Origin of the sequence: Streptomyces gobitricini (assembly GCF_039532985.1) — a bacterium.
Lineage (GTDB): Bacteria > Actinomycetota > Actinomycetes > Streptomycetales > Streptomycetaceae > Streptomyces > Streptomyces gobitricini.
This window is the reverse complement of the sequence record NZ_BAAASR010000052.1, coordinates 50,239-70,835: the sequence shown is the minus strand read 5'-3', so window position 1 is coordinate 70,835 and position 20,597 is coordinate 50,239. Positions and strand designations below refer to the sequence as shown.

Sequence of the window (20,597 nt, the reverse complement as noted above, 5' to 3'; positions counted from 1 at the left end):
AAGTCATGACCGAACACGCCCTCTTGCGGCTTCGGTCGGCGTGTGCTGCGCCCCGGTCGTCACACCGGGGGCCAGGGGATGGCGGGCCACTGCCCCGAGGGTTCCGGATGGCGGCCGGAGGAGCGCAGGGCCGCCACCCGGGACCGGACCGCCGCGGCCTCCGTCGGCGTGATCAGCTCGGCCAGGCGGCCGGCGAGGTCCCCGCCGGGCGCCAGCGAGGCGTCCAGCCGGGCCAGGACCTCCAGCGCCTCGTCCGGGAGCGCCTCGCCCGCCCAGCCCCACAGGAGGGTGCGCAGCTTGTCGTCCACGTGGAAGGTGACGCCGTGGTCGATCGCGTACAGCCGGCCGTCCGGCGCGGGCAGCAGGTGGCCGCCCTTGCGGTCGCCGTTGTTGATCACCGCGTCGAGCACGGCGAGCCGCCGCAGCCGTACGTCGTCGGCGTGCACCAGCAGGGCGGTGCGGTCCTCGTCCACCTGCGCGAGCCCGACCGCCTTCCAGCCCTCGCCCGGCTCCTCCTCGTCGACCAGGGCCAGCAGGGAGGCCGACGGGTCGCCCTCGATCCACAGCTGCACCATGCCCTGGCCGTACGGGCCGTCCCGCAGGACGGTCGGCGGCACCAGGCCCCAGCCGGTCGCCTCGGACACCTCGTAGGCCGCCACCTCTCGCTGCGCCAGCGTCCCGTCGGGGAAGTCCCACAGCGGGCGCTCCCCCGCGACGGGTTTGTAGACGCAGCCGGCTTCCCGGCCCTCGTACGCGACGGAACAGAACAGCACCGCGTTGGACGCCTCGCGGACCTGCCCGCGCACCGTCAGCTCACCCTTGGCGAGCAGGTCGAGCAGCTCCACCGCCGTCAGGCTCCCCGGCGGTATCCGTTCTGGCGCGGGCATACGTGTCCTTCCGGATCGAGCGGCAGGCTGCACAGCGGGCACGGCGGCCGGCCCGCGTTGACCACGTCGAGCGCGCGCTTGGCGAACGCCCTCGCCTGTGCCCCGGTGAGCCGGACGCGCAGCATCGGCGGGCCGTTCTCCTCGTCCTGGAGCAGCCGCTCCTCGGCCTCCGCGAGGTCCTCCTCGGACTCCACGTCCAGCTCGACCAGCGCCTGCGCCTCCACGATCATGCGCTGTTCGTCGCCGTCCCAGGCCAGCGCCATCGTGCCGACCCGGAACTCCTCCTCGACCGGGGAGTCCAGCGGCGCGGTGTCCGTGACGTCGGACGGCGCGACGGCCGGTACCGGGGCGTTGCCCCCCGTCCGTCGCACCACCTCGTCGAGCAGCTCGTCGATCCGCTCGGCGAGCGCGGCCACCTGCGTCTTCTCCAGGGCGACACTGGTGACCCGGCCCCCGGCGGAGGCCTGGAGGAAGAACGTACGGCGGCCAGGCAGCCCGACCGTGCCGGCCACGAAACGCTCCGGTGGGTCATAGAGGAACACCTGACGGGACACGTTCCCTCTCCCTTGCTTCGGTTCGGACGGCGCTGCGGCCCGTCCACCCTACTGTGCGATTCGATCACGGTGCTCCCGCGCCGCCGCCCACCTCCGCGGCCTCGCCGCCGGGTTCCTCCCGCGGGATCAGCCCGGCGAAGTCGCCGGTGTCGCCGAGCCTCAGAAGAGATGGCCTCAGCCGGGTGTAACGGATCGCCGTCACGGAACAAGGATCCACATGGATCCGCTGGAACAGATCGAGATGCATCCCGAGTGCGTCCGCCACGAGCGACTTGATGATGTCGCCGTGGGAGCACATCAGGTAGACCGCGTCCTCCCCGTTCTCCGCCTCCACGCGCGCGTTCCACTCGCGTACGGCCTCCACGGCGCGGGCCTGCATGGCGCGGAGCGACTCGCCGCCGGGGAACGCCGCGTTGGACGGATGCCGCTGGACGGTCTCCATCAGCGGTTCGTCGGCGAGTTCGGCGAGTTTGCGCCCGGACCAGTCGCCGTAGTGACACTCGCCGATCCGTTCCTCGGCGTGCAGGTGCAGGCCGGGCCGGGAGTCGAGGAGCGGCTGGAGCGTCTCCCGGCACCGCTGGAGCGGACTGGTGACGGCGGCCGCGAGCGGCACCCCTGCCAGCCTGCCGGGCAGGGCCGCGGCCTGCGCGGTGCCGCGCTCGTCGAGGGTGACCCCGGGCGTCCAGCCGGCGAGTACGCCTGCGGTGTTGGCGGTCGAGCGTCCGTGCCGTACGAGGATCAACGTGGCCATGCCTGCCAGCCTAGGGCCTGTTCTCCTGATCGGGCCGTACGAGGCGGAGGAGGGCGCCGCGGTGGGAGCGGCCCCCGGCCTGTGGGGGCGCGGGGCGCATCGGTGACCGACGGCAGGCCCTGGTGGCCGGGCTTCGGCGACCAGCGGGGGCCGGGCGGGCGCGGGGAACGCGGGGCCGGCGGGTGTCCCCCCTCCTCCGGGGCAGCGCGTGCCGGGGCAGCGCGTGCCGGGGCACGGGAGCGCGGCGGGCTCCGGAGGACGGGCCCGGCGCGGTTCGACAGGTGCGCGGGGCCCGCGGCCGGGGGAGAATACGCGCCGTGATCGTGGACTGTGCCATCTACCGGGACGGGCACCGAAGTGAGGGCCCGTCCGACTTCTCCCATGCGCTCGAGGCGGCCCGCGCCGCGAACTCCGGCGACTCGTTCCTGTGGATCGGGCTGCACGAGCCCACGGAGCAGGAGTTCGATCACGTCTCGGAGGAGTTCGGCCTGCATCCGCTGGCCGTGGAGGACGCCCTCAAGGCGCACCAGCGGCCGAAGCTGGAGGTGTACGACGACTCCTTGTTCATGGTCCTCAAGCCCGTGGTCTACGAGCCGGAGAGCGACACCGTCAGCACGGGGGAACTGATGGTCTTCGTGGGCGACTCGTTCGTGGTGACGGTCCGGCACGGCGAGGGCGCGCCCCTGACGGCCGTGCGCAAGCGGCTGGAGGCGGAGCCGGAGGTGCTCAAGCAGGGGCCGACGTCCGTGCTGTACGCGATCAGCGACGCCGTGGTCGACCACTACATCGAGGTGGCCGGCGAGCTTCAGGTCGACCTCGAGGAGATGGAGACGGAGGTCTTCCAGCCGGCGGGCGGTGACGCCAAGAACACGGCGGCACGGATCTACACGTTCAAGCGCCAGGTGCTGGAGTTCCGCCGGGCCGCCGGCCCGCTGGCCGCGCCGATGGCCCGGCTCTCGGGCGCGGGGGTGCCCTTCGTCAGTGAGGAGGCCCAGCCGTTCTTCCGGGACGTCAGCGACCATCTGACGCGTGCCACCGAGCAGGTGGAGGGGCTCGACCGGCTGCTGTCGGACATCCTGTCCGCCCATCTCGCGCAGATGGGGGTGCGGCAGAACGACGACATGCGGAAGATCTCGGCGTGGGCGGCGATGGCCGCGGTGCCCACGATGGTCGCGGGCGTCTACGGCATGAACTTCGACCACATGTGGGAGCTCCACCAGGTGTGGGGCTACCCGGCCGTGATCGCGCTGATGGCGGTGGCGGTCGTGGGCCTGTACCGGCTGTTCAAGCGCCGTGGCTGGTTGTAGGCCGCGCGGCGCGCGTCTCAGTACGCCGGGGCGGGCTCGGCCGGCCCGCCGAGCGCGTCGCGCCGCTCCGGCATCCTGAGAGCGACCATGCGCCGCCAGCCGCCCGCCCTCTCGTAGGCGTACATGCCGCGGATGCCCAGGGCGAGGGCCGTCCGCTTGGCACCGGGCCACTTGAGGATGCGGCCCATGTGGTCCATGACGGCGAGGCTGACATCGCGGTAGACGGCGATCTCGGCGAGCGCGCACTCGCGCAGGGTGCGCTGGATGGCGCGGCCGTGTCCGGAGTACGCGAGGCCCAGCAGCTCCTCGTGGCAGTACGCCAGGTGGTTGTCCTCGTCGTGGGAGATCTGCCGGATGGCCTTGCCGACCTCGGGGTGGTCGCCGAAGTACTTGACCAGCATCTCCATCTGGTCGGCGGCGCGCTGTTCGGTGACCCGGCTGTGCGAGAGGTAGACGAGGATGTCCTGCTCCGTCAGCGGCTGGTCCCGGCGCAGCTTCTCGTGGGCCAGGCCGATACCGCGCTGCTCCAGCAGCATCGTGTAGTCGGCCTCCGGCGGGACCGGGACCGGCTCCAGGCCACGCTTCTTCAGCAGGGCGTTGAAGATCCGGCCGTGCTTGTCCTCGTCGGCCCCGTGCCGGGTGACCTTGGGCGCGAGCTCGCGCATGCTCTCCGGGAGGAGGGCGGCGATACGCGCGTTCTCCCAGCCGCCCTGGGCCTCCCCGCTGGCCGCGATGGAACAGAACAGCCGGTAGGAGTCGTCGTTGTGGACGATCTCCTGGAACAGGCTTCGGGCCGACAGCATCAATGCCACCTCCATGCGCTCGTCTGTGGGCGCTTCCGCGAAGTCGCGGGAAGTTCCGCAAAGGACGAGTCAAATGCGGCGGGACGGACGTGGCAACGACATGGGTGCTGAAGTCCGCCGGATGGCCGAGCACAGGGGGGCGCGGGAGGGGAACATCGGTCCTCGCGCGCGCCGGGTGCGCTCGGGGAGTAACCCCTCGGGGGTGTGGAGCGTTGTGCAGCGTGACGGCCGTGGCGGGGATGACCCCGAGCCCCCACCACGGCCGCAGGCTTGTCCGGTCGTCAGTCGACCAGGCCCGCGCGGTCCAGGGCCTCGGTACCCGCCCGCAGCGCCGCGATCCGCTCGTCGAGCGTGAAGCCGGCCGGGGCGAGGGTGAGGGTGGTGACCCCGGCCGCCGCGTACGCCTGCATCCGGTCGGCGATCCGCTCCACCGGGCCGAGCAGCGTCGTCTGGTCGATCAGCCGGTGCGGAACGGCGGCCGCGGCGCCGGCCTTGTCCCCGGAGAGGTACTTCTCCTGGATCTCGGCGGCCTCCTTCTCGTACCCCATGCGCTGGGCGAGCTGGTTGTAGAAGTTCTGCTTGCGGCTGCCCATGCCGCCCACGTACAGCGCGGTGTACGGCCGGAACATGTCGGCGAGCCCGTTGACGTCGTCACCGATGGCCAGCGGCAGGGTCGGGCAGACGTCGAAGCCGTCCATGGTCAGGCCCGCCTTCTCGCGGCCCGCGCGGAGGTGCCGGAGCGCGGTGTCCTCCAGGTGTTCGGCGGACGGGAAGATCAGCAGGGCGCCGTCGGCGATCTCGCCGGTCTGCTCCAGGTTCTTGGGGCCGATGGCGGCGATGTAGAGCGGGATGTGCTCGCGCTGCGGGTGGACGGTCAGCTTGATCGGTTTGCCGGGGCCACCGGGGAGCGGCAGCGTCCAGTGCGTGCCCTCGTGGGTCAGCCGCTCGCGGGCCATCGCCTTGCGCACGATCTCCACGTACTCGCGGGTGCGGGAGAGCGGCTTGTCGAACTTGACGCCGTACCAGCCCTCGGAGACCTGCGGTCCCGAGACGCCGAGGCCCAGGCGGAACCGGCCGCCGGAGAGCGAGTCGAGAGTGGCCGCCGTCATGGCGGTCATGGTGGGCTGGCGGGCCGGGATCTGCATGATCGCGGAGCCGATGTCGATGTTCTCGGTCTGGGCGCCGACCCAGGCCAGCACGGTCGGGGCGTCCGAGCCGTACGCCTCGGCGGCCCAGCAGACGTCGTAGCCGAGGCGGTCCGCCTCCTGGGCGACGGCGAGGTTGTCGCCGTCCATGCCCGCGCCCCAGTAGCCGAGGTTGATGCCGAGCCGCATAGCCGGTCCCCTTACTCGTCGACTCATTTACTGATCAGTAACGATCTGCGTCCGGACTCTAGCGCGCGGGCCCTCGTCCCGTCAGGAGGGCGGCGGCCGCGCAGCGCACGGGGTTGTCCACAGGCTCTCTCCGCGTGCGCCTCTGGCCAGTAATCTCGCGGCCATGGAGCAGAGGCATCTCGGCCGTACCGGCCTGCGTGTGTCCCGGATCGGCCTCGGCACCCTCACCTGGGGGCGGGACACCGACGAGCACGACGCGGCGGACCAGTTGAAGGCGTTCTGGGAGGCCGGCGGGACGCTGATCGACACGGCGGACGTGTACGGCGGCGGTGAGGCCGAGTACCTGCTCGGCCGGCTGGTGGAACGGCTGGTCCCCCGGCGCGACCTGGTCATCGCGACCAAGGCCGGAAGCGTTCCGGACCCGGACCGGCGGGTCGACGGTTCGCGCGGGCACCTGCTGGCGGCGCTGGACGCGTCGCTGGCCCGGCTCGGCACGGACTACGTGGACCTGTGGCAGGTCCACGCCTTCGACCCGGAGACCCCGCTGGAGGAGACGCTCCAGGCCCTGGACATCGCCGTCGGCAGCGGACGGGCGCGGTACGTGGGCGTGTCCAACTTCTGCGGCTGGCAACTGGCGAAGGCCGCGACATGGCAGCTTGCCCCGGGCGGGGCACGGGCCCGGCTGGCCAGCACGCAGATGGAGTACTCGCTGCTCCAGCGGGGCGTGGAGCGGGAGGTGCTGCCCGCCGCGCTGGACCTGGGCATGGGGCTGCTGCCGTCGTCGCCGCTGGGGCGAGGGGTGCTGACGGGCAAGTACCGGCACGCCACGCCGTCCGACTCACGTGGTGCGTCGGACCGGATGGCGCTGTTCGTCGAGCCCTACCTGGACGACTCCGCGACCCGCGTCGTGGATGCCGTGATCACCGCCGCCGACGGGCTGGCGGCCACCCCGCTCCAGGTGGCGCTGGCGTGGGTGCGGGACCGGCCCGGGGTGGTGGCGCCGGTCGTGGGCGCGCGCAACGCGCGGCAGCTGGAGGCCGCGTTGTCAGTGGAGACCCTTAGTCTTCCTGACGAGATCCGCCGGGCGCTCGACGATGTGTCGGCGCCCGTGCACCGCTATCCCGATCAGGACTGGAGCACGCTGTGACCGCGCTTCCCCGGGGGGCAACCCCCGGCCCCTCGGCCGACGACGACCAGAACGCCGCCGCGTCCGCCGCCGCGGAGGACCTGGAGCCCGGCGGCCCGGCCGACGCCGCCGCCCCGCCCGGAGAAGCCGAAGTCCCGGCCGCGGGCGGTGACGGCGCGGGAGGTGAGGACGCGGGCGGGACGCCGGTGGGCGGGGGCCCGGAGGGGGCGGACGCTGGGGATGAGCCGGTGGGCGGGGGCCCGGAGGGGGCGGACGCTGGGGATGAGCCGGTGGACGGGAGCCCGGAGGGCGCGGACGCCGGGGATGACGGCGCGGGCGGGACGCCGGAGGGCGGGAGCCCGGAGGGCGCGGACGCTGGTGGTCGAGACGCCGGTGGGACGCCGGTGGGCGCCGACGCGGGCGCGGTGTCCGAGGTGGAGGCGGAGCTGGCCGCGCAGCGGGAGCTGCGCGCGCGTATCGAGCAGCGCAAGGCCGAGAAGGGCGGCACCATCGCGGCGGGCGGCAAGCTGAGCGGCACGGCCGCCGACCTGCTGGCGGCGGTACGGGCGGTGGAGAGCGGCACGTCGTCCGGCACGACGTTCTTGGACTCCCCCGCGCCCGCGCCGCGGCGACCCACCCCGGAGCCCGCCCCACCGGTGCGGCCGGCGGTGCCCGCCGGACCCGCCCGTCCCGCGGCGCGGGTGCCGGCGCCGGAGACGGTCGCGTCGGTACGGGCCGTCCTGGCCGAGGGCGGCGCGCCCGAGTCGCTCGCCGCGCGGGTGGCCGGCCTGCTCGGGGAGACGGCGGCGGACGTGCTGCGCGAGGACCCCTGGCAGTTGCTGTCGGTGCCGGGCGTCCGCCCCGAGCAGCCCGACGGTTTCGCCCGGGCGCTGCTCGGGGCGGAGTGCGGCCCCGGGGACGAGCGGCGGACGGTCGCGCTCGTCGGGTGGCTGCTCCAGCGGGCGGCCCTCCAGGGGCACACCGCGCTGGACGCGGCGGACGTGCGGGCGGCCTTGACGGAGCACGCGGTGCCCGCACCGGAGGAAGCGGTGCGGCACGCGATCGCCGAGGGCGCGGTGCTGGTCTTCCACGACGGTCCGGACGAGGACACGGCCGGTGACGAGGACGGGGAGCAGACGGCGGAGGGCACGGTGCCGGTGCCGGTGCCGGTGCTGCTGGGGCTCGACCGGTACGCGCTGGCGGAGGAGAGCCTCGCCGACGGGCTGGCCCGGATCGCCAGGAGCGGCCCGGACGCCCGCTGGCGGGACGTCCCGCCGACGGACCTGAGCCGGGCGGTCGCCGAGCACGGGCTCGTGGCGCACACGGGCGGGGAGGCGGCGCGGGCCGAGGCGGTCGCCCTGGCCGGGGCAGCGCGCGGCATCGGGCTCCGGGCGGCCGTGGCCGCGTACACGGAGAACGGCCGCCGTCGGCTGGGCACGGACCTGGACGCGGTCACCGTCGCCGGGCTGCTGACCGGTGGCGGTGGACCGGACCGGGACGAGGACGGGGCGCTCGCGCTGGATCTGCTGGTCGTGCTGGACGCCCCGCAGCTGGACGTCGAGACGGCCGCGATGCTGGTGGAGTCCCTGCCGGACGGGTGCCGTCTGGTGCTGAGCGGTGACCCCGCCGTGCTGTGGTCGGCGGGCGCGGGGCGGGTCTTCGCGGACGTCCTGGCGGCGCGGGCGTGTCCGCGGATCGCGTCGCGCACACCGGACCCGGGGCCGATCGGGGAGCTGGTCTCCGGCATCGGGATCGGTGAGCTGAACCAGGTGGGGGCACCGGGCAAGGAGGTCGTGATCGTTCCGGTGCGGGACGCCGGCGAGGCGGTGCACCGTACGGTCCAGCTGGTCGCGGACTCCGTACCGCGCGCGATCGGCGTGCCGGCCGAGCAGACCCAGGTGATCACCGTCGGCCATGGCGGTTCGGCGGGTACTCGGGCGCTCAACGCGGCGCTGAAGCAGCGGCTGAACCCGGGGCCGGGCCGCTTCGGCGGTTTCGACCCGGGCGACCGGATCGCCTACGCCCCGACGCCGGGCCGGACGGTGCCGGGAACCGTGCTCTCGGCGGACGCGGACGGGCTGCACCTGGACTGCGAGGGCGGGCGGGTCCTCGTACCGAAGGACCGGGTCGACACGGCGCTCCGCCACGGCTGGGCGCTGACCGCCCACCAGGCGGTGGGCATGCGCTGGCCGGCGGCGGTCGTCGTGCTGCCCGGCGACGCGGCCGGGGCACTGGACCGGGCGTGGGTCTACACCGCGTTCAGCCGCGGTGAGCGGCACCTTTCCGTGGTTCACGGCGTGGACCAGGCACTGCCCCGCGCGGTCTCCGAGGCGCTCCCCCGGCCCCGCACCACCCGCCTCGGCACGCTTCTGGAGTCGCTCCTCGCCACGGAGGAGTGACTCCAGGCTCCGTCCTCGCCCCCGGGGCGGTCCTCGCCCCCCGGGGCGCGGCAGGAGACCCCGTGCGGGCCGCTGTGCGGCCGTCGCGGGGCCTGGAGGCCGGGCCCAGCCCCGGGTGCCCAGAGCGGGGCGACGGGCCCGGGGTGGTGGGCCCCGGCCCGGGGTGGTGCTCCCCGCGTCGGGGGGCGTCCTGGCAGGCAGGCCTCAGGGGATGTCGGGGCGCTCCGGATCGCCGTGGAGTTCGTCCTCGTCGAACACCGCGCTCACGTCGAAGCGGCAGATCACCCGGCCCGGGTCCGTCTGGTCGAACGGGGTGCTCAGCCACTCGCCCGGTTCCGGCAGCTCGTCCGCGGCGGCCACCCAGAGGGTGGAGTCGCCTTCCTCCAGGCCGAACTCCTTGTGCCGCGAGGCGATCTCGTCCGGTTCGAACTCGCCGAACAGCACGCCCAGCGCCGCGTGGATGCTCGCTCCCACCACCGCGGCGGCCTCCGCGCCGTCGTCCTCACGGTCCAGGTCCGCGATGCGCTGCGACTGGGCCAGCAGGCGCTGTGGCTCGACCACCGCGTAGTCGCGGCGGATCAGCACGGTCAGCGCGTTCGGTTCCTCGGGGCCCTCGTAGGGCGGGAGGGAGTCCTCCACGCCGGGGATCTCGAACGGCGTGACCTCGTCGTAGCGGTCGTAGAGCCGCTCGTCGTATGCCTCGGCCGCGGTGGCGAGGGCGTTGAAGGCGGCATAGACGGCCGGGTCGTCATCACCCGTGCGGTTCTCGACCGCCTCCAGGTGACGGTCCAGTGCGGCTTTGACCGCCTCGGCGGCGGCACGTACCTCGGCAGCGGTGGGCTGCGCAGCATCAGACATAGTGCAGACGCTATCCGTACCGGGCCCATGCCCGCACAATAGATGCGATGCCGGAATACGAATTTGTCGACGTGTACGTACCTCGCGGGGTGTCCCGCAAGGAGGCGACCCGTCTGCTGACCGACCAAGCCGAGTACGGACACTGGGAGTTGGACCGATTGAGTCTGCACCGGGACGGCAGCCGCCGTGTGCGGCTGCGCCGGCGCATCATCCGTCAGGCGCGCGCCACCTGGTAAGGGTGACGAGCAGAACGGAGCGAGCCCCGCGACCGCGAGGCCCGCTCCGTCGTATCCGCGAGGACGGGGACTACGAGGCCTGCCGGGTACGACGGTAGAGAACCGCGCCCCCGAGCAGCAGGCCCGCGCCCGCCGGGATCAGCATGCCGAGCGGAGCGGCACCGGTGAGCGCCAGCTCGTCCTCCGCCTGCGGCGGGGTGACGGTCTGCGCGCCGGGCTCGTTCGGCTCGATCGGCGAACCGGGCAGGTCCGGGCTGCCCGGCTTGGCCGGCGTCCCCGGCTTGCCGGGCTCGTCCGGCTGGTCCGGGGTACCGGGCTGGTCCGGGGTGCCGGGCTCATCGGGCTCGTCCGGGGTGCCGGGGTTACCGGGCTCGTCCGGGTTCCCCGGGTTGCCCGGCTCGTCCGGGTTCCCGGGCTTGCCGGGCTCCCCCGGCTTGTCGGGCTTGTGCGGGTGACCGTTGGCGCATTCGTTCCCGAACGACGGGTTGAGCGCCCCGACCACGTCGACGCTGTTGCCGCACGCGTTCACCGGCACGTTCACCGGCGCCTGGACGTTGTTCCCGGACGCGACGCCCGGAGAGTTCGCCGCCACCCCGTCCGCCTTGGCACCGCTGGACTTGTTGACGCACTTGTTCCCGAATGACGGGTTGAGTGCCCCGACCACGTTCACGGTGTTGCCGCACGCGTTCACCGGTACGCTCACCGGCGCCTGGACGTTGTTCCCGGACGCGACGCCCGGGGAATTCGTCGCCGCCCCGTGGGCGTCGGCGCCGGTGTGCGCCTGGGCGAATCCGCCGCCGAGGGCGAGTACGCCACCCGCGGCCGCCACGATGGTCAGGCCCTTTCGCGTGACCTGTCGCATAGCTGGTTTCCTGCCTTCTAGGCTTCCCGAATACCTCCGGCACAGCGCCGGGAGGTACGAATGTCCAGCGGCCCCGGAGCGCATGGCGCGCGCTCCGGGGCCGGCCGGGCTCAAACCACTAGGGGTCGAGGCTCAACGTCAGTCGTTGATGCAGACGTTCCCGAAGGCCGGGTTCAGCAGGCCGATGACGTTCACCGTGTTGCCACAGGCGTTGATCGGGATGTGAATGGGAACCTGGATCACGTTGCCCGAAATGACACCGGGGGAGCCCACGGCGGCACCGTTCGCGTTCGCGTCCGCGACGGCCATGCCCGCGCCGGCCAGGACCAGCCCGCCGGTGGCGACCGCGACTGCGGCGACCTTCTTGATCATTATTCCTCCTCGTTGGCAATGCGGTCCCAACCGCGGACCGCATCACCTGTAACGACAGGGAGGTAATCGGGCTACGACCGGATGACGCCGTTCACCCTTTTCGGTCAGATGTGCACACGCGGGCGATTATTGGAGTTTCGTTTCACCTGACTATCCGAGGTCGGGCGGGCCCGGCCGTCAGCTCGCGTCGATGAAACGGTCCAGCACCCGGACGCCGAACTTCAGGCCCTCCACCGGCACCCGCTCGTCGACCCCGTGGAACATCCCGGCGAAGTCCAGCTCCGGGGGCAGCCGCAGCGGCGCGAAGCCGAAGCAGCGGATGCCCAGGTCGTCGAAGGACTTGGCGTCCGTGCCGCCGGACAGCATGTACGGCACCGCACGGGCGATCGGGTCCTCCGCCCTGAGCGCCGACTGCATGGCGTCCACCAGGTCCCCGTCGAAGCTGGTCTCCAGCGCCTTGTCGGCGTGCACGTCCTCGCGCCGGACACGGGGACCGAGCAGCCGGTCGAGGTCGGCCAGGAACTCCTCCTCGTACCCCGGCAGGAAGCGCCCGTCCACGTGCGCGGTCGCCTGCCCGGGGATCACGTTGACCTTGTACCCGGCGCCGAGCATGGTCGGGGCGGCCGAGTTGCGGAGCGTGGCGCCGATCATCTTGGCGATGCCGCCGAGCTTGGCGAGCGTGGCGTCCATGTCCTCCGGGTCCAGCGGGGTGCCGAGCGCGTCGGACAGCTCGTCGAGGAAGGACCGTACGGTCTTGGTGACCCTGACCGGCCAGGTGTGCCGGCCGAGCCTCCCCACCGCCTCGCACAGCTCGGTGATGGCGTTGTCGGTGTTGGTCATCGAGCCGTGTCCCGCGGTGCCGTCGACGGTGAGCCGCATCCAGTGCATGCCCTTCTGGGCCGTCTCGACCAGGTAGAGGCGCAGGTTCTCGTTGACGGTGAAGGAGAAGCCGCCGACCTCGCCGATCGCCTCCGTGACGCCCTCGAAGAGGTCGGGGTGCTTGTCCACGAGGTGGCGGGCGCCGTACGTGCCACCCGCCTCCTCGTCCGCGAGGAAGGCCAGCACGATGTCGCGCGGGGGCTTGCGGCCGCTGCGCAGCCGGTCCCGTACGACCGCGAGGGTCATCGCGTCCATGTCCTTCATGTCGACCGCGCCCCGGCCCCAGACGCAGCCGTCCGCGATCTCACCGGAGAACGGGTGGTGCGTCCAGTCGTCGGCGTTGGCGGGGACGACGTCGGTGTGGCCGTGGATCAGGAGCGCCGGCCGGGACGGGTCCTCGCCCGCGATCCGCGCCACCGTGGAGGCGCGGCCCTTGTGGGACTCGATGATCTTCGGTTCGAGGCCCACTTCGGCGAGTTTCCCGGCGATGTACTCGGCCGCCGCCCGCTCCCCCGGACCCGAATGGTCGCCGTAGTTGCTGGTGTCGATCCGGATGAGGTCACGGCAGAGGTCGGTGACCTCGTTCTCGGCGGACTCGCCGTTGCCGGTGGCGGTTCGCGCCGTGCTCGACTCGCTCACGCTGGTTCCTCCCGCGTCGGGGCTGCTGGGTCCTCTCATCCTGCCCCCTCCCCCGCCGGACGCGGGGGCGTGATCGAGCGCTCCCAATGTTTGCTATGGTTTTCCACGTCGGAACGGCCACGGGCCGCGAGACAGACACCTTGTCCGGGTGGCGGAATGGCAGACGCGCTAGCTTGAGGTGCTAGTGCCCTTTATCGGGCGTGGGGGTTCAAGTCCCCCCTCGGACACAGCGACAGCGAGAAGCGCGGGTACGGTCGGCAGACCGGGCCCGCGCTTCTGCGTGTACGGCTTCGCATAGGCTCGGCCGCACGATGAAGAACACTCTCGATCCGCTGGAGCCCAAGGCCGACAAGGACACCGTGCGACGGCACAACCTGAGCCTCGTGCTGCGGGCCGTGCACGACGAGGGCGAGGCGACCCGGGCGGCGGTCGCGGCGCGGGTGGGGCTGACGCGGGCGGCGGTGTCGTCGCTGGTCGAGCAGTTGCTGGCCGGGGGGTTCCTCACCGAGCGGGGCAAGACGTTCAGCGGGCAGGCCGGGCGGCCGGGTACCGCGCTGCGAGTGGCGCGCACGGGGCCCGCCGGACTCGGCGTCGAGATCAACATCGATTACGTGTCCGTGTGCGTGGTCGACCTGGCCGGCACCGACCGGGTGCGGCTCACCGAGCACGTGGACAACCGTGGTGTGGCGCCCGGCGAGGTCCTGGAGCGGGCCGCGCGGATCGCGGCGCGGACGCTCCGGTCGGCGGCCGAGCAGGAGCTGCGCCCGGCCGGGGCGCGGCTCGCGCTGCCCGGGCTGGTGTCCGGCGGCACGGTGCGCCAGGCCCCGAACCTCGGCTGGAACCAGGTCGCGGCGGAGACGCTGTTCGCGCGGGCGCTGGATGCCCTGGTCCCCGGCCGGCCGGCACTGCCGGTGGCGTCGGACAACGAGGCGAACGCGGCGGCGCTGGCGGAGCTCTGGTTCGGTGTGGGCGCCGGTCCGGAACGGGTACGCGGCTTCCTGTACCTGACGGGCGAGATCGGGGTGGGCGGCGCCGTCGTCGTGGACGGTGAGCTGATGCGCGGGGCGCACGGGTTCGCCGGGGAGATCGGGCACGCCGTGGCGGACCCCGAAGGCCCTCGGTGCCGGTGCGGTTCGCGCGGGTGCCTGGAGCAGTACGCCGGCCAGGCGGCGCTCCTGCGGGGCGCGGGGCTCGACGAGACGGCGGGGATGCCGGGGGTGGCGGAGCTGGAACGGCGCGCCCTCGCCGGTGACGCCCGGGCGGTGGCGGCGCTGGAGCGGGCCGGGCGGATGCTGGGGCTGGTGGTCTCCGGGGCGGTGAATCTGCTGGACCCGGAGGCGGTGGTGCTGGGCGGCGTCTACCGGCCGCTGATGCCGTGGCTGGGCCCGGCGGCGGACCGGGAGCTGACCCTTCGGGTCGTGTCGGGGCTGTGGCCGGCGGGCAGCGGGCGGCTGCGGGCGTCGTCGTCCGCGGGTGACGCGGCGCGGGGCGCCGCGGCGGTGGTGGTGCGGGACGTGGTCGCCGACCCGGCGGGGTACGCGGAGCGCGCGGCCCGGTAACGCGCGGGCCGGTACGCCCGGGCGGGGGTGGGGTGGGTTGCGGCCGGGTGGGTTCCGGGCGGGATGTGGTCGCCGACCCGGCGGGGTACGCGGATACGCGGGCGGATGCGCGGCGAGGAGGGGCCGTGCAGGTCACCCCCGCAGCGGATCAGCGGCGAGCAGCGGTCACCGGACCGGCCCGGTGCCCCGCCGACCGCGAGGAGGCGGGCCCGGAGGGGCCCCGACCCTGCCCACCGGCCGCACCCCATCCGGCTCCAGCGGCCCGCAACCCGCCGGCACCACGCCCCCCGGCCGCCGGCTCCGGGGAGGCGGAGGGCGACGGCCGGGCGGGCGCCCGCCGGAGACAGGTCCCGGAGGGAGGTCCCGGAGGGAGGTCAGCGGGTGGCCAGGAGGTGCTCCAGGGCCAGTTGGTCGAGGCGTTCGAACGACATGGAGCGGGCGGCCGCGGCCGCGGGGTCGAAGCCGTCGTACGCCGTGGGGTCGGCGAGGAGGGAGGCGAGGCCGTCCTCGGCGGTGGGGCGGGCCAGGTCGGGGAGGCGGGAGGCCGCGAGGGCCTCCCGCACCTCGGGGTCGGCGCGGAAGGCGGCGGCGCGCTCCTTGAGGATCAGGTAGTTGCGCATGCAGTTCTTCGCGGACTCCCAGACGCCGTCGAAGCCGTCGGTGCGCACGGGCTTGAAGTCGAAGTGGCGGGGGCCGTCGTAGCCGGCGCTCTCCAACAGGTCGACCAGCCAGAACGCCTGGCGCAGGTCGCCCGCGCCGAAGCGGAAGTCCTGGTCGTACTTGATGCCGGACTGGCCGTTGAGGTCGATGTGGAAGAGCTTGCCCGCCCACAGGGCCTGGGCGATGCCGTGCGGGAAGTTGAGGCCCGCCATCTGCTCGTGGCCCACCTCCGGGTTGACGCCCACCAGCTCGGGGCGTTCCAGGCGGTCGATGAAGGCGAGGGCGTGGCCGATGGTGGGCAGCAGGATGTCGCCGCGCGGCTCGTTGGGCTTGGGCTCGATGGCGAAGCGGAGGTCGTAGTCCTGGCTCGTGACGTACTCGCCCAGGAGGTCGAAGGCTTCCTTCATGCGGTCCAGGGCCGCCCGGACGTCCTTCGCCGCGCCCGACTCGGCGCCCTCGCGGCCGCCCCAGGCCACGTACACCTTCGCGCCCAGCTCGACCGCCAGGTCGATGTTGCGGATCGTCTTGCGCAGCGCGTAGCGGCGGACGTCGCGGTCGTTGGCGGTGAAGGCCCCGTCCTTGAAGACCGGGTGGGTGAAGAGGTTGGTGGTCGCCATCGGCACCTTCATGCCGGTGCGGTCCAGCGCGTCGCGGAACCGCTTGACCACCGCCTCCCGCTCGGCGTCGGACGAGCCGAAGGGGATGAGGTCGTCGTCGTGGAAGGACACGCCGTACGCGCCGAGCGCGGCCAGGCGCTCCACCGATTCGACGGGGTCCAGGGCGGGGCGCGTCGCGGTGCCGAAGGGGTCGGTGCCCTGCCAGCCCACGGTCCACAGCCCGAACGTGAACCTGTCCTCGGGAGTGGGGATGAAGCGATCCGACATGTTCGGCCTCCAGGTCTATTTGTTTTCTCACATTACTAATACGCTACGGATGGCCCTTAGCCAAGAGAGAGGCAACGAGATGCCGTCGTCCCCGGCCGTGATCGGCGTGGACAGCTCCACCCAGTCCACCAAGGCGGTCCTCGTCGACGCCGCGTCCGGACAGGTCCTGGCCACCGGCCGGGCCGCCCATACGGTCAGCGGTGAGGCGGGAGCGCGCGAGAGTGACCCCGAGCAGTGGTGGCGGGCGCTCGCCGGGGCCGTCACCGAGGCCCTGGAGGGCTTCGACTCCCGCGCGGTCACCGGCATCGCCGTCGCCGGCCAGCAGCACGGCCTGGTCGTCCTGGACCCGGCCGGCCGGCCGCTGCGTCCGGCCCTGCTGTGGAACGACACCCGCTCCGCACCCCAGGCCGCCGCCCTCACCGACGGTCTCGGCGCCGACGGCTGGCTCGCCCGCACCGGCTCCGTACCGGTGGCGTCCATGACGGCCGCCAAGTGGCAGTGGCTGCGGGAGCACGAGCCGCGTACGGCCGAGGCGGCCGCCGCCGTACGCCTCCCCCACGACTTCCTCACCGAGCGGCTCGGCGGGACGGCCGCGACCGACCCCGGCGACGCGTCCGGCACCTGCTGGTACAGCACCGCGACCGGGGCCTACGACCCCGAGCTGCTCGACCTGCTCGGGCTGGACCCCGCCCGCCTGTCGGCCGTGGCCCCGACCGGAGCCACCCGCGTCGGCTCGCTGACCGCCCGTGCTGCCCGGGAACTGGGCCTCCCGGAAGGCATCGCCGTCGCCGCGGGCACCGGGGACAACATGGCCGCCGCCGTGGGGCTCGGGCTGGGCGGCCGGGGGCTGCTCGACCACCCGGTGGTCTCCCTGGGCACCTCCGGCACCGTCTTCGCGGCCACGCGCACCCGGCCCGCCACGGCCGCGCTCGCCGGCTTCGCCGCCACCGACGGCACGTACCTCCCCCTCGGCTGCACGCTCAACTGCACGCTGGCCGTCGACAAGGTCGCCGGCCTGCTGGGCCTCGACCGCGAGGACGCCGCCCCCGGCGGTGAGGCCGTCCTCCTGCCGTACCTCGACGGCGAACGCACCCCCGACCTCCCCGGCGCCTCCGGCCTGCTCACCGGACTGCGCCACGCCACCACCCGGCAGCAGCTCCTCGGGGCCGCCTACGAGGGTGCCGCGTTCACCCTCCTGAGGGCCCTCGACGAGCTGCCGCGCACGAACGGGGAGGCACCCCTGCGGCTGATCGGCGGCGGCGCCCGGGGGCGTACGTGGGTGGAGACCGTACGCCGTCTCTCCGGGCGGCCCGTGGTCCTGCCCCGTACCGCCGAGCTCGTCGCGCTGGGCGCCGCGGCCCTGGCGGCGGGCGCGGCGGGCGGCGAGGACGCGGTGGCCGTCGCGACCGCGTGGGGCGGCGGCCAGGGCGAGACGCTGCCTCCGGTGGAGCGCGACCGGGCCACCTGGGACCGGATCGGCGCCGTCCTGCCCCAGCTCGGCGCCCCGGGGCCCCGGTGAGGTCCGCCGGCGGCTTCCGGTGCGTGTCCGAGGGCGGCGGCCGGTGTGGCGCGTCGGGCCGCGTCTGATGCCGTACCGGTACGGAGCGGTGGCCGGGCGCGGTGGAGCGGTACGCCGCTGACGCGTCCCGGGGTGCCGGACCACGGCGGCGCCCCGGCCGCCTCCTGTGCGGTGGAGACCGAGGGCGGGTGGCGAGCGGGGCGGAGCGGGGCACGGGCGAGGTGCCGTACCGCTTACGGTGGGTGCGTGAGACGCAGGACCAAGGCCCCGGCCGCCCCCCTTCCGCAGCGCGCCGGCATCGACCCCGTGCGGCTGCGGCTGCCCGCCGACCCCGCCGGGGCGTGGCCCACCGTCCGGGACCATCTGCTCACGCGGTACGCGGGCGCGATCGGGGCCGAGCGGGTGGACGCGATGGTGGCGGCGGGCCGGTTCGTCGGGGCGGACGGGGCGCCGGTCGGAGCGGAGGAGGCGTACGCGCCGGGGCGGTACGTCTGGTTCCACCGGGACTTCCCGCCGGAGGAGCGGGTGCCGTTCGAGGTGGGGATCGTCCACCGCGACGAGCGGATCGTGATCGCGGACAAGCCGCACTTCCTGGCGACGACGCCGCGCGGACGGCACGTCACGGAGACGGCGCTGGCGCGGTTGCGGCGGGACCTGGGGCTGCCGGAGTTGCAGCCGGCGCACCGGCTGGACCGGCTGACGGCGGGGCTCGCGCTGTTCGTGGTACGGCCGGAGGACCGGGGCGCGTACCAGACGCTGTTCCGGGACCGGCGGGTGCGCAAGGAGTACGAGGCGGTGGCCGCGTACGAGCCCTCGTTGCGGCTGCCCGTCACCGTCCGCAGCCGGATCGTGAAGGAGCGGGGCGTGCCGGCGGCGCGTGAGGAGGCGGGGGAGCCCAACAGCGAGAGCCTCGTCGAGCTGCTGGAGTGCCGGGGCGGGCTGGGCCGGTACCGGCTGGTGCCGGCGACCGGCCGGACCCATCAGCTGCGCGTCCACATGGCGCGCCTGGGGGTGCCGATCCTCCACGATCCGCTGTACCCGGTGGTGCGGGAGGACGGGCCGGAGGACTTCACGCGTCCGTTGCAACTGCTGGCGCGGACACTGGAGTTCACCGACCCCGTCACGGGCGTGCCGATGCGGTTCGTGAGCGGGCTGGCGCTCAGTGGCCTCGTTTGATCCAGTCCTCCAGATGCGGGGCCTCGGCGCCGATCGTGGTGGTGTCCCCGTGTCCGGTGCGGACGACGGTGTCCGGCGGCAGGGTGAGCAGCCGGTCGCGGATCGAGTCGATGATCGTCGGGAAGTGGGAGAAGGACCGGCCGGTGGCGCCCGGGCCACCCGCGAAGAGCGTGTCGCCGGTGAAGACGGTCCCGAGGTCGGGCGCGTGGAGGCAGACCGCGCCGGGCGCGTGGCCGGGGGTGTGGAGGACGGTGAGGTCCACGCCGGCGATGGTGAGGACCTGTCCGTCGGTGAGCTCGCCGTCGGGGTGGTGGTCCGGGTGGGTCCGCTGCCACAGCGGCAGGTCGTCGGGGTGCAGCAGGATGCGGGCGCCGGTGGCGGCTGCGAGCGCGGGTGCGGCGTCGATGTGGTCGTTGTGGGCGTGGGTGCAGACGATGGCCCGCAGCGTACGGCCGTCGAGGGCGGCCAGGATGGCGTCGGCGTCGTGCGCCGCGTCGATGACGATCGCCTCCGCCCCGTCCCCCACGAGGTACACGTTGTTGTCGACGTCCCAGGTGCCGCCGTCCAGCGAGAACGTGCCGGAGGTGACGAGGTGCCCGATGCGCGCGGTCATCAGAACACCACCACCGAGCGGAGGACGTCGCCCTCGTGCATCCGCGCGAACGCCTTCTCGACGTCGCCGGGGCCGACCGTCTCGGTGACGAACGCGCCCAGGTCGATGCGGCCCTGCTGGTGCAGGTCGATGAGCATCGGGAAGTCGCGGGAGGGCAGGCAGTCGCCGTACCAGGACGACTTGAGCGCGCCGCCGCGCCCGAAGACGTCGAGGAGCGGGAGCTCCAGTTTCATCTCGGGTGTCGGGACGCCGACGAGGACGACGGTGCCGGCGAGGTCGCGGGCGTAGAACGCCTGGTGGTAGGTCTCGGGCCGGCCGACCGCCTCGATGACGACGTCGGCGCCGAATCCGTCGGTCAGCTCGCGGATCGCCTCGACCGGGTCGGTGGTGCGGGAGTTGACGGTGTGGGTGGCGCCCATCGACCGGGCGGTCTCCAGCTTCCGGTCGTCGACGTCCACGGCGATGATCCGCGCGGCGCCCGCGAGGCGGGAGCCCACGATCGCCGCGTCGCCCACGCCGCCGCAGCCGATGACGGCGACCGAGTCGCCCCGCCCGACCTGGCCGGTATTGATCGCCGCGCCGATGCCGGCCATCACGCCGCAGCCCAGCAGCCCTGCGACGGACGCGGCCACGGACGGATCGACCTTGGTGCACTGCCCGGCGGCGACCAGCGTCTTCTCGGCGAAGGCTCCGATGCCGAGCGCGGGCGACAGTTCCGTGCCGTCCTCCAGCGTCATCTTCCGCGTGGCGTTGTGCGTGTCGAAGCAGTACCAGGGCCTGCCGCGCCGGCACGCCCGGCACTTCCCGCACACCGCTCGCCAGTTGAGGATCACGAAGTCGCCGGGTGCGACGTCGGTGACGCCCTCGCCCACCGACTCGACCACGCCCGCGGCCTCGTGGCCGAGGAGGAACGGGAAGTCGTCGTTGATGCCGCCCTGCTTGTAGTGAAGGTCGGTGTGGCACACGCCGCACGCCTGGATCTTCACGACGGCCTCACCGGGGCCGGGGTCCGGGACCAGGATGGTCTCCACGCGCACGGGCTCGTTCTTCCCCGGGGCGACGACGCCTGTGACCTGCTGTGCCATCGTGGCTCTTCCCTTCGTCGTGCGGATGTCCGGCACCACTATTCCGGTCACCGGTGCCCGGAGGGGTGGATATTCGGCCGCGTGCGCGAAGCCC

General features: G+C 73.7%; 19 protein-coding genes and 1 tRNA gene. 8 read left to right on the top strand and 12 right to left on the bottom strand.

All coding sequences use genetic code 11. The annotated features are described in order from the left end of the window. Window positions 1–59 precede the first annotated feature (59 nt). The 3 genes from ABD347_RS30140 to ABD347_RS30130 form a co-directional block, all read right to left on the bottom strand. Entirely contained in the window at window positions 60–887 is an 828-nt protein-coding gene (locus tag ABD347_RS30140) for an SCO1664 family protein (protein ID WP_344367136.1), read from the bottom strand. After that, window positions 851–1,441, bottom strand: a complete 591-nt coding sequence (locus tag ABD347_RS30135) for a DUF3090 domain-containing protein (RefSeq protein ID WP_064069097.1) — start codon at window positions 1,439–1,441, stop codon at window positions 851–853. The genes ABD347_RS30140 and ABD347_RS30135 overlap by 37 nt, the downstream gene beginning before the upstream one ends. A gap of 64 nt (window positions 1,442–1,505) precedes the next feature. Next, on the bottom strand, window positions 1,506–2,192 hold the full coding sequence (locus ABD347_RS30130) for a histidine phosphatase family protein (RefSeq protein WP_344367135.1): 687 nt from the start codon (window positions 2,190–2,192) through the stop codon (window positions 1,506–1,508). Between the two features lie 308 nt (window positions 2,193–2,500). Here ABD347_RS30130 and corA point away from each other — a divergent pair, with 308 nt between their 5' ends. Then, entirely contained in the window at window positions 2,501–3,499 is a 999-nt protein-coding gene (gene corA / locus ABD347_RS30125) for a magnesium/cobalt transporter CorA (protein WP_344367197.1), read from the top strand. Window positions 3,500–3,516: 17 nt separating this feature from the next. On the opposite strand, the gene ABD347_RS30120 is transcribed toward corA, so the two are convergent. Further along, window positions 3,517–4,302 (bottom strand): ferritin-like domain-containing protein, encoded by a 786-nt coding sequence (locus tag ABD347_RS30120; RefSeq protein ID WP_344367133.1) that lies wholly within the window; start codon window positions 4,300–4,302, stop codon window positions 3,517–3,519. Between the two features lie 281 nt (window positions 4,303–4,583). After that, a complete protein-coding gene (locus tag ABD347_RS30115) occupies window positions 4,584–5,636 on the bottom strand; it encodes an LLM class F420-dependent oxidoreductase (RefSeq protein WP_344367132.1) in 1,053 nt (350 codons plus the stop codon). 163 nt (window positions 5,637–5,799) lie between these two features. Here ABD347_RS30115 and ABD347_RS30110 point away from each other — a divergent pair, with 163 nt between their 5' ends. Further along, window positions 5,800–6,783, top strand: coding sequence for an aldo/keto reductase (locus ABD347_RS30110; RefSeq protein WP_344367131.1), 984 nt, complete (start codon window positions 5,800–5,802; stop codon window positions 6,781–6,783). Beyond that, the gene (locus ABD347_RS30105) at window positions 6,780–9,161 is read left to right on the top strand and encodes a helix-hairpin-helix domain-containing protein (RefSeq protein ID WP_344367129.1); all 2,382 of its coding nucleotides are present in this window, start codon (window positions 6,780–6,782) and stop codon (window positions 9,159–9,161) included. Before ABD347_RS30110 ends, ABD347_RS30105 begins: the two co-directional genes overlap by 4 nt. Before the next feature lie 204 nt (window positions 9,162–9,365). Here the strand turns inward: ABD347_RS30105 and ABD347_RS30100 are convergent, their stop codons facing one another. Further along, entirely contained in the window at window positions 9,366–10,019 is a 654-nt protein-coding gene (locus ABD347_RS30100; protein WP_344367127.1) for a hypothetical protein, read from the bottom strand. A 47-nt stretch (window positions 10,020–10,066) separates the two neighbouring features. On the opposite strand from ABD347_RS30100, the gene ABD347_RS30095 reads away from it, so the two are divergent. Beyond that, window positions 10,067–10,255, top strand: coding sequence for a DUF5703 family protein (locus ABD347_RS30095; protein ID WP_344367126.1), 189 nt, complete (start codon window positions 10,067–10,069; stop codon window positions 10,253–10,255). Between the two features lie 70 nt (window positions 10,256–10,325). On the opposite strand, the gene ABD347_RS30090 is transcribed toward ABD347_RS30095, so the two are convergent. The 3 genes from ABD347_RS30090 to ABD347_RS30080 form a co-directional block, all read right to left on the bottom strand. After that, window positions 10,326–11,117 (bottom strand): chaplin, encoded by a 792-nt coding sequence (locus tag ABD347_RS30090; protein WP_344367124.1) that lies wholly within the window; start codon window positions 11,115–11,117, stop codon window positions 10,326–10,328. 138 nt (window positions 11,118–11,255) lie between these two features. Further along, entirely contained in the window at window positions 11,256–11,489 is a 234-nt protein-coding gene (locus ABD347_RS30085) for a chaplin (RefSeq protein WP_344367122.1), read from the bottom strand. Window positions 11,490–11,666: 177 nt separating this feature from the next. Beyond that, on the bottom strand, window positions 11,667–13,007 hold the full coding sequence (locus ABD347_RS30080) for a M20/M25/M40 family metallo-hydrolase (protein ID WP_344367120.1): 1,341 nt from the start codon (window positions 13,005–13,007) through the stop codon (window positions 11,667–11,669). 142 nt (window positions 13,008–13,149) lie between these two features. Here ABD347_RS30080 and ABD347_RS30075 point away from each other — a divergent pair. After that, window positions 13,150–13,234 (top strand) — tRNA-Leu (locus ABD347_RS30075). A gap of 84 nt (window positions 13,235–13,318) precedes the next feature. Next, window positions 13,319–14,566, top strand: a complete 1,248-nt coding sequence (locus ABD347_RS30070; protein WP_344367118.1) for an ROK family protein — start codon at window positions 13,319–13,321, stop codon at window positions 14,564–14,566. A gap of 374 nt (window positions 14,567–14,940) precedes the next feature. Here the strand turns inward: ABD347_RS30070 and xylA are convergent, their stop codons facing one another. After that, on the bottom strand, window positions 14,941–16,110 hold the full coding sequence (xylA, locus tag ABD347_RS30065) for a xylose isomerase (protein ID WP_344367116.1): 1,170 nt from the start codon (window positions 16,108–16,110) through the stop codon (window positions 14,941–14,943). Between the two features lie 79 nt (window positions 16,111–16,189). Between xylA and xylB the strand changes: the two genes are divergently transcribed. Further along, the gene (gene xylB / locus ABD347_RS30060; protein WP_344367114.1) at window positions 16,190–17,629 is read left to right on the top strand and encodes a xylulokinase; all 1,440 of its coding nucleotides are present in this window, start codon (window positions 16,190–16,192) and stop codon (window positions 17,627–17,629) included. Between the two features lie 246 nt (window positions 17,630–17,875). Then, a complete protein-coding gene (locus ABD347_RS30055) occupies window positions 17,876–18,805 on the top strand; it encodes an RluA family pseudouridine synthase (protein WP_344367112.1) in 930 nt (309 codons plus the stop codon). On the opposite strand, the gene ABD347_RS30050 is transcribed toward ABD347_RS30055, so the two are convergent. After that, window positions 18,789–19,418, bottom strand: a complete 630-nt coding sequence (locus ABD347_RS30050) for an MBL fold metallo-hydrolase (protein ID WP_344367110.1) — start codon at window positions 19,416–19,418, stop codon at window positions 18,789–18,791. The two genes, ABD347_RS30055 and ABD347_RS30050, sit on opposite strands and share 17 nt — an antisense overlap. Next, on the bottom strand, window positions 19,418–20,503 hold the full coding sequence (locus ABD347_RS30045; protein WP_344367108.1) for an S-(hydroxymethyl)mycothiol dehydrogenase: 1,086 nt from the start codon (window positions 20,501–20,503) through the stop codon (window positions 19,418–19,420). The genes ABD347_RS30050 and ABD347_RS30045 overlap by 1 nt, the downstream gene beginning before the upstream one ends. Between the last annotated feature and the right edge of the window lie 94 nt (window positions 20,504–20,597).

Coding starts and splice junctions, on each gene's coding strand:
- ABD347_RS30085 (WP_344367122.1), bottom strand. CDS start 11,489: ATGATCAAGAAGGTCGCCGCAGTCGCGGTCGCCACCGGCGGGCTGGTC.
- ABD347_RS30045 (WP_344367108.1), bottom strand. CDS start 20,503: ATGGCACAGCAGGTCACAGGCGTCGTCGCCCCGGGGAAGAACGAGCCC.
- ABD347_RS30070 (WP_344367118.1), top strand. CDS start 13,319: ATGAAGAACACTCTCGATCCGCTGGAGCCCAAGGCCGACAAGGACACC.
- ABD347_RS30100 (WP_344367127.1), bottom strand. CDS start 10,019: ATGTCTGATGCTGCGCAGCCCACCGCTGCCGAGGTACGTGCCGCCGCC.
- ABD347_RS30090 (WP_344367124.1), bottom strand. CDS start 11,117: ATGCGACAGGTCACGCGAAAGGGCCTGACCATCGTGGCGGCCGCGGGT.
- ABD347_RS30130 (WP_344367135.1), bottom strand. CDS start 2,192: ATGGCCACGTTGATCCTCGTACGGCACGGACGCTCGACCGCCAACACC.
- ABD347_RS30115 (WP_344367132.1), bottom strand. CDS start 5,636: ATGCGGCTCGGCATCAACCTCGGCTACTGGGGCGCGGGCATGGACGGC.
- ABD347_RS30050 (WP_344367110.1), bottom strand. CDS start 19,418: ATGACCGCGCGCATCGGGCACCTCGTCACCTCCGGCACGTTCTCGCTG.
- ABD347_RS30110 (WP_344367131.1), top strand. CDS start 5,800: ATGGAGCAGAGGCATCTCGGCCGTACCGGCCTGCGTGTGTCCCGGATC.
- ABD347_RS30095 (WP_344367126.1), top strand. CDS start 10,067: ATGCCGGAATACGAATTTGTCGACGTGTACGTACCTCGCGGGGTGTCC.
- xylA (WP_344367116.1), bottom strand. CDS start 16,110: ATGTCGGATCGCTTCATCCCCACTCCCGAGGACAGGTTCACGTTCGGG.
- xylB (WP_344367114.1), top strand. CDS start 16,190: ATGCCGTCGTCCCCGGCCGTGATCGGCGTGGACAGCTCCACCCAGTCC.
- ABD347_RS30140 (WP_344367136.1), bottom strand. CDS start 887: ATGCCCGCGCCAGAACGGATACCGCCGGGGAGCCTGACGGCGGTGGAG.
- ABD347_RS30120 (WP_344367133.1), bottom strand. CDS start 4,302: ATGCTGTCGGCCCGAAGCCTGTTCCAGGAGATCGTCCACAACGACGAC.